Genomic DNA, 6,022 nt, shown 5'->3' with positions numbered 1-6,022 from the left:
TATCAATTATTCATTATTAATTAAAACAGTAGGGGCGGGTTTCCATGTTACCTTAGGAAAGGTTGATAACATGAAAAAAACCCGCCCCCATAGATTTTGACGTTGTAGATAAGAGGGCGGGTTTAGCCAAATCTGATATCAAGCCATAAAATATCTGATGAAACCCGCCCCTACCGTACTTTCTTTCCCAACGTCTCTGAAGGCAACTCCCCAAACATGGCTTTATAATCTTTAGCAAAATGGCTGGCATTGTAGAACCCAAATTGACTGGCGGTGGTAACTATCACACAACTCTCTGGATCGCTTGCCTTCAGGTGTTGTCGCACTGCATTGAGTCGTCGCACTTTCAGATAGCGTATTGGACTCATGCCAAATAAGTCTTGAAAACCATAGGATAAAGCAGAACTGCTAGATTCTAAATTTTCAGCTAGCTGTTTCAATGTTAGCGGTTGTTCTAAGTGCGCTAACATTTTTTTCTCTGCTTGGGCAATCAACTTTGCTCTTCGAGAAGGTTTGAGGAAAACCTTGGAATTTAACTTAATAGGAATCTTACTAATCAACAAAGGAACAAAATCATTAGTAACAAGTGTTTCAACATCAGGTCTTTGCAACCAATGGGGTTCGTGTATTGCTAACCAAAATAGTTGTTTCAGGTAATTTTTAATTTCTTTCATCTCAGTTGGGAACAAATTAACATGGTTTTTACTCCGGAAATTATCATCTAGATCGTGGCGTTGTAGTTTGTCTGCATAAGTATGAAAAGTTTTCAAAGGAATACAAATTTCTGTCATCACTCCACCTTGAGAACTTATGAAATCAGTTTCCTTTTCATTGAAAGCAAAAAGAGTTCTTTGAGGATCGATATGGTGACGCAAGGCATGAACTTCCCCTTCATTCTCAAACCAGACTATGGAAAAATTGCAGTATTCTTTCAACTTATCACCAAAAACTTGAGTCCCTTGATTTGTCTGAGTATATGTGAAGTATATATCACCAAGTTGAATTGACAAAAAACGAGCTTGAAGAGAACCAGGAGTGAGTTGTATTATTTCGTACCGTCGATAGGCAACAAATTCTTTGAAAGTATCTACATCTGTAAATAATTTGGAGACAATCTTATGATTGCTTGTCCGAGAATTATTTTTAGTTTGAGTAATTCTACTTTTATTTATATCCATCAACAAAGTTCTTTTTGCAACATTCCATTGATAACACAACTTGCGTCAAAATACCATCTGTAGAACCGAATAGCCATTTGCCTTTTATAGATGGTGTGTAATACCAATTTCACAAAAGAACATTACTAATAATAAGGGGAATAAAATATTTTGCTGGGGATGTCTCTTGGACAAAAAAAATTGTTTATGGCCTGAAAATGACATTAAAAATACTCTTAAATGCCTCTTAAATTATGCAATTATAACTCATAAAAAAATTTTAGTTATATTTTAATCAAGATTTAATAATAAGATATTTTGCGTAATTCTTAATAAAAAATAATGAAACCTATTATAAGCAAAAAGTATTTTTTTAGCGGATGAATTAGTTATTATTATATTTTAAAAAGTTGGAATTTTTGGTTATTCAAAGTGATAGATTACCACTAGGATAGTAATCGCGTCTTCAAATTACTGTGTTTTGCTACAGAGTAACTTATGACCCATCCTAATCCGATCAATCAATACAAGGGTGTTTAATTCAGTCAAGGTTGCTCAAAGCTGATAGCTGGCTTTTGATTCCTTGAACTGTGAAATTAGTTTTTGCAGCTACCTGAAAATTAATTAAGGAGATTATTTTCATGATTCGTTGTATGAAAATGGGTATCGCTATGGCGATGTCCCTATTGCTTCTGCTGTCAGGGATATTACCTTGGTTCCCAACAGCTCCAGCTTTTGCTCAAGAAACGACTAGACCTAATATCCTGGTGATTATGGGCGATGATATTGGCTGGACAAATATTAGTGCCTATGAAAAAGGTATTGTGGGTTACGATACCCCTAATATCGATCGCATTGCCAACGAAGGAATGCTTTTCACCGACTACTACGCGGAACAAAGCTGTACTGCTGGTCGCGCTGCATTTATCACTGGACAAAGTGGCTTGCGGACTGGCTTACTAAAAGTTGGTTTCCCTGGAGCGCCGTTTGGTATTCAGGATGGAGACCCCACCTTGGCAGAAATGTTGAAGCCTTTGGGCTACACCACAGCACAATTTGGTAAAAACCATTTGGGAGACCTGAACAAGTTTCTACCGACAGTTCATGGCTTTGACGAATTTTTTGGCAACCTCTATCACTTGAATGCGGAAGAAGAGCCAGAAAATCCTGATTATCCAGGCGGACCAAATGGCATATTTGCCAATACCATCGGTCCTCGCGGAGTTCTCGACTGCAAGGCATCAAATGTCTATGATGAAAATCTCGCGCCTGGAGATAAACTTGGTCGCTTCGGTTCTTTGGGCAAGCAAACCTGCGAGGACACCGGACCACTGAATATTGAGCGGATGAAGACTGTTGATCGAGAATTTCTTGATCGAACTAAGCAGTTTATCGCAAAATCGGCTCTCAACAACCAACCTTTCTTTACTTGGTTCAACTCAACTCGGATGCACTTCTATACCCACATTAGTGATGATGTAGAGGGCATTAGTGGCCAGGGATTCTACGGCGATGGTATGTTAGAGCATGACGGTCATGTGGGTGAGTTGCTGGATTTCCTTGACAATTTAGGCATTGCAGATAATACCATTGTTATCTATACCACTGACAACGGCCCTCATTATAATATGTGGCCTGATGGTGGCTTGAGTCCTTTCCGAGGGGAGAAGAACACCAACTGGGAAGCTGGTTATCGCGTTCCGGCTTTGATACGTTGGCCTGGCCATATTCCGGCAGGAACTGTTTCCCACGAAATTTTCTCTCACTTAGACTGGGTACCAACCCTGATGGCGGCAGCGGGTGTGGATGAATACCTCAAACAGAATCAAGACCTTGTCAAGAAATTAGAATCAGAAGAAAAAGACGTAACCCTTAAAAATGCCCTGAAGTTGTCTTGTGAAGATGGCAGTGGACTCTTCGGGGGTGGACTCTTCGGTGGTAAAGATGAACCCACCAAGTTCTGTGGAACCTATCTCGATGGGTTCAATCAACTGTCTTATTTGACAAATCCTGAAGAGCAACCTGGAAAGCGTCCTGGCTTCATCTACTTCAACGATGAAGGTCAACTACCAGGAGTTCGCCTTGGGGACTGGAAAGTGGTATTTGCAGAACAACGGGCACACTATTACGATGTTTGGCGAGAGCCTTTTGTCAAGTTGCGTCTACCCAAACTATTTAACCTACGTCGCGATCCTTATGAACGGGCAGATACAGACTCCAATAACTACAACGATTGGTATTCTCGCCGACAGTTCTTGCTAACGCCAGCTATTGGTCTTGTGCAGAAGTATCTGAGTACCTTTGACAATTATCCGCCGAGTCAACCTCCCTTTAGCTCCGATCCTGACAAAATCATTGAAGATATTGTTGATGAGATTAACGTGAGTACGGCTGACTAGCTCTGAACATTGGTCAGATTAGTAAGTGTAGTAATTGTAGGTTGGGTTGACCAACAGGAAACCCAACATTGGTTTCCTCGGCTCAACCAATTAGATTTTAGCGGTTGGTGATGGGGGTGTTGGGTTAAGGAACGAAACCCAACCTACGATAGCTACTCATCCCAAAATCACTTAACTCTCAATCAACATGATCAATAATTCTCAAAATTATATTCCCAAACTCTTTATTGTTTTTAGTGTTTTTATTCTAACTGTTACTATTTTTAATTTGAATGCGTTGGCTGCATCCTCTTCAACTTGTCCCCAAAATATGGTTTTCATTTCCGGAGGGGAGTTCAAAATGGGGTCAGAGAAACCAGAATTTATCGAAGAACTATCTGTTGCAGATGTGACTGTCAGTTCATTTTGCATTGACTCCCACGAAATCACTAACGCCCAGTTTACCAAGTTTGTAGAAGATACAGGTTACGTTACTGTCGCCGAACTTCCTCTATCAAAATCACATTTTCCTGACTTACCTGATGAACAGCGATCGCCTGGTTCCCTGGTTTTCCAGCCTCCCACAGAAGGGTTTCAACAAGTCGCTTATCTGAGTTGGTGGCATTGGGTTCCGGGGGCAAACTGGCAACATCCTTACGGCCCTGATACCAATATTAACGGGAAGGAAAATTATCCCGTTGTTCATATTGCCTACGAAGACGCTTTAGCCTACGCCAAGTGGGCAGGAAAACAATTACCCACGGAAGCTCAATGGGAATATGCTGCCAGAGGCGGTTTAAAAGAATCTACTTACACCTGGGGTCAAGAATATTCTGCCAAAAAAGCCAACACCTGGCAAGGATTTTTTCCGTTTTTCAATACCAAAGCAGACGGCTACTTAGGAACTGCTCCCGTTGGTTCGTTCTCAGCGAATGGTTATGGTTTGTATGACATGACTGGTAATGTTTGGGAATGGACAGCGGACTGGTATCGGGTGGAACGCAAGAATATGGCTCATAGCGTTAATCCAGAAGGTCCTAGCCAAGCCGAAAGTTTTGACCCCAAAAAACCTGCTGAGGGTGCGGTACACGTTATTAAGGGTGGTTCTCACCTCTGTGCGCCCAACTATTGTAGTCGATATCGTCCGGCTGCACGGGAGTCCCAGTCACCGGATACGGGAACAACACATATTGGTTTTCGGCTTGTGAAAAATTTGGGTTAACTAATATAATTACAGAACTTTTGAGGATGATAAGGTACACTATCAAGCGTAACACAGCCTTCGTTTGCTGTAACAATCTGGAAGGTTGGGTTAGGAAAAATGTAGCACAGCCTTCGTTTGCTGTAACAATCTGGAAGGTTGGGTTACCACTCATTACTAAATCAGGACTTACGCAGAATCACCATAGCTAGTAGGGAAAAATCGAAATTTTCTCCTACAAATGGTGTACCCTTTACTATTTTGCATAAGTCCTGATTTAATTATTTAGCCCACTACTTAAGTAATTGTCAATAAAGTTAATTTTTTGCAAATTTTATAGTTAAGAGAATATTTGAAAATTTTGATAGATATCCTCCTTTTTCTAGGAGAAAAATACAACATAAATTTACCCTTAATTAAGAGGGGTTTAGGGTGATAATATAAAACCAGGATAATTACTATACCCAAGTCATTGCCACTGGAATGGAGTGGAAAGAAGCAATCTCTGTACACCTCTGAGATTGCTTTCTATCGTCGCATTTACAAATGTTCAAACGGCTTCTATATAAATTATTACTTATACAATCTTGAAAACTAATTCAATATAATGATGATAATTTATCAAATCTTTATATTGTTTATAGATTTAAAAAATCTGAAAAAATATATAATCATTTTTTTGATTTTAACTTGTTTGTTTTTAATATAAATTAACTTTTTTCTACTTGATTTTTTTGAGATTTTTAGTATACTTAAAACATTTGAATAAACTTCAATATACGAGAACAAAAATAATTTGCTTGATAAAATTTAGTTAGTCATAAACTAACAGGACTTACGCAGATGAATCCAGAAACCCGGTACGAGGGTAGATTATTACTGCTCAAAACAACGATTTATCCTAGAAACCTGGTTTCTTTGGGTAAGTTATAACTAAGAATTTTTTTGACACTGATAACAGAAATGACCCAACTTCCTACATCGATCCCGACCAATGATGTCCCTAAACTCACCACACCTGATGTCAAACACCATCACCATCATGGTGGTGATGGTCATACCCATGCCCACGGAATAATAGACCCCGAAATCGCTAGCTCGGAGCGAGGCATCTGGGCAGTCAAATGGTCCCTGGTGGGTTTGCTAATCACTGCTGTCTTACAGGCAGGGGTATTCTGGCTTTCTGGCAGTGTCGCTCTCCTGGCCGATCTGATTCACAACATCGGGGATGCCATGACTGCTGTGCCTTTGGGTGTGGCGTTTCTCGTTTCTCGACGGAAAGCCAC

General features: G+C 40.1%; 4 protein-coding genes. 3 read left to right on the top strand and 1 reads right to left on the bottom strand.

From position 1 onward, the window contains the following. Positions 1 to 170: 170 nt before the first annotated feature. A complete protein-coding gene (locus VKJ25_RS08960; protein WP_324236283.1) occupies positions 171 to 1,178 on the bottom strand; it encodes a helix-turn-helix domain-containing protein in 1,008 nt (335 codons plus the stop codon). Positions 1,179 to 1,798: 620 nt separating this feature from the next. On the opposite strand from VKJ25_RS08960, the gene VKJ25_RS08955 reads away from it, so the two are divergent. From VKJ25_RS08955 to VKJ25_RS08945, 3 genes are all read left to right on the top strand, one after another. Continuing rightward, positions 1,799 to 3,556 (top strand): arylsulfatase, encoded by a 1,758-nt coding sequence (locus VKJ25_RS08955; protein ID WP_324236282.1) that lies wholly within the window; start codon positions 1,799 to 1,801, stop codon positions 3,554 to 3,556. Positions 3,557 to 3,743: 187 nt separating this feature from the next. Then, positions 3,744 to 4,757, top strand: a complete 1,014-nt coding sequence (locus VKJ25_RS08950) for a formylglycine-generating enzyme family protein (RefSeq protein WP_375340317.1) — start codon at positions 3,744 to 3,746, stop codon at positions 4,755 to 4,757. 924 nt (positions 4,758 to 5,681) lie between these two features. Next, positions 5,682 to 6,022: cation efflux transmembrane domain-containing protein (locus tag VKJ25_RS08945; RefSeq protein WP_324236281.1), on the top strand; the 341-nt coding region annotated here is incomplete at its 3' end.

Origin of the sequence: Okeania sp., from assembly GCF_035285525.1 — a bacterium.
Classification (GTDB): Bacteria; Cyanobacteriota; Cyanobacteriia; order Cyanobacteriales; family Microcoleaceae; genus Trichodesmium.
This window is presented reverse-complemented; position numbering and strand designations above follow the sequence as displayed.

Bases quoted from the DNA above. Each gene is read 5' to 3' on its own strand.
- VKJ25_RS08950 (WP_375340317.1), top strand. From the start codon at position 3,744: ATGATCAATAATTCTCAAAATTATATTCCCAAACTCTTTATTGTTTTT.
- VKJ25_RS08955 (WP_324236282.1), top strand. From the start codon at position 1,799: ATGATTCGTTGTATGAAAATGGGTATCGCTATGGCGATGTCCCTATTG.
- VKJ25_RS08960 (WP_324236283.1), bottom strand. From the start codon at position 1,178: ATGGATATAAATAAAAGTAGAATTACTCAAACTAAAAATAATTCTCGG.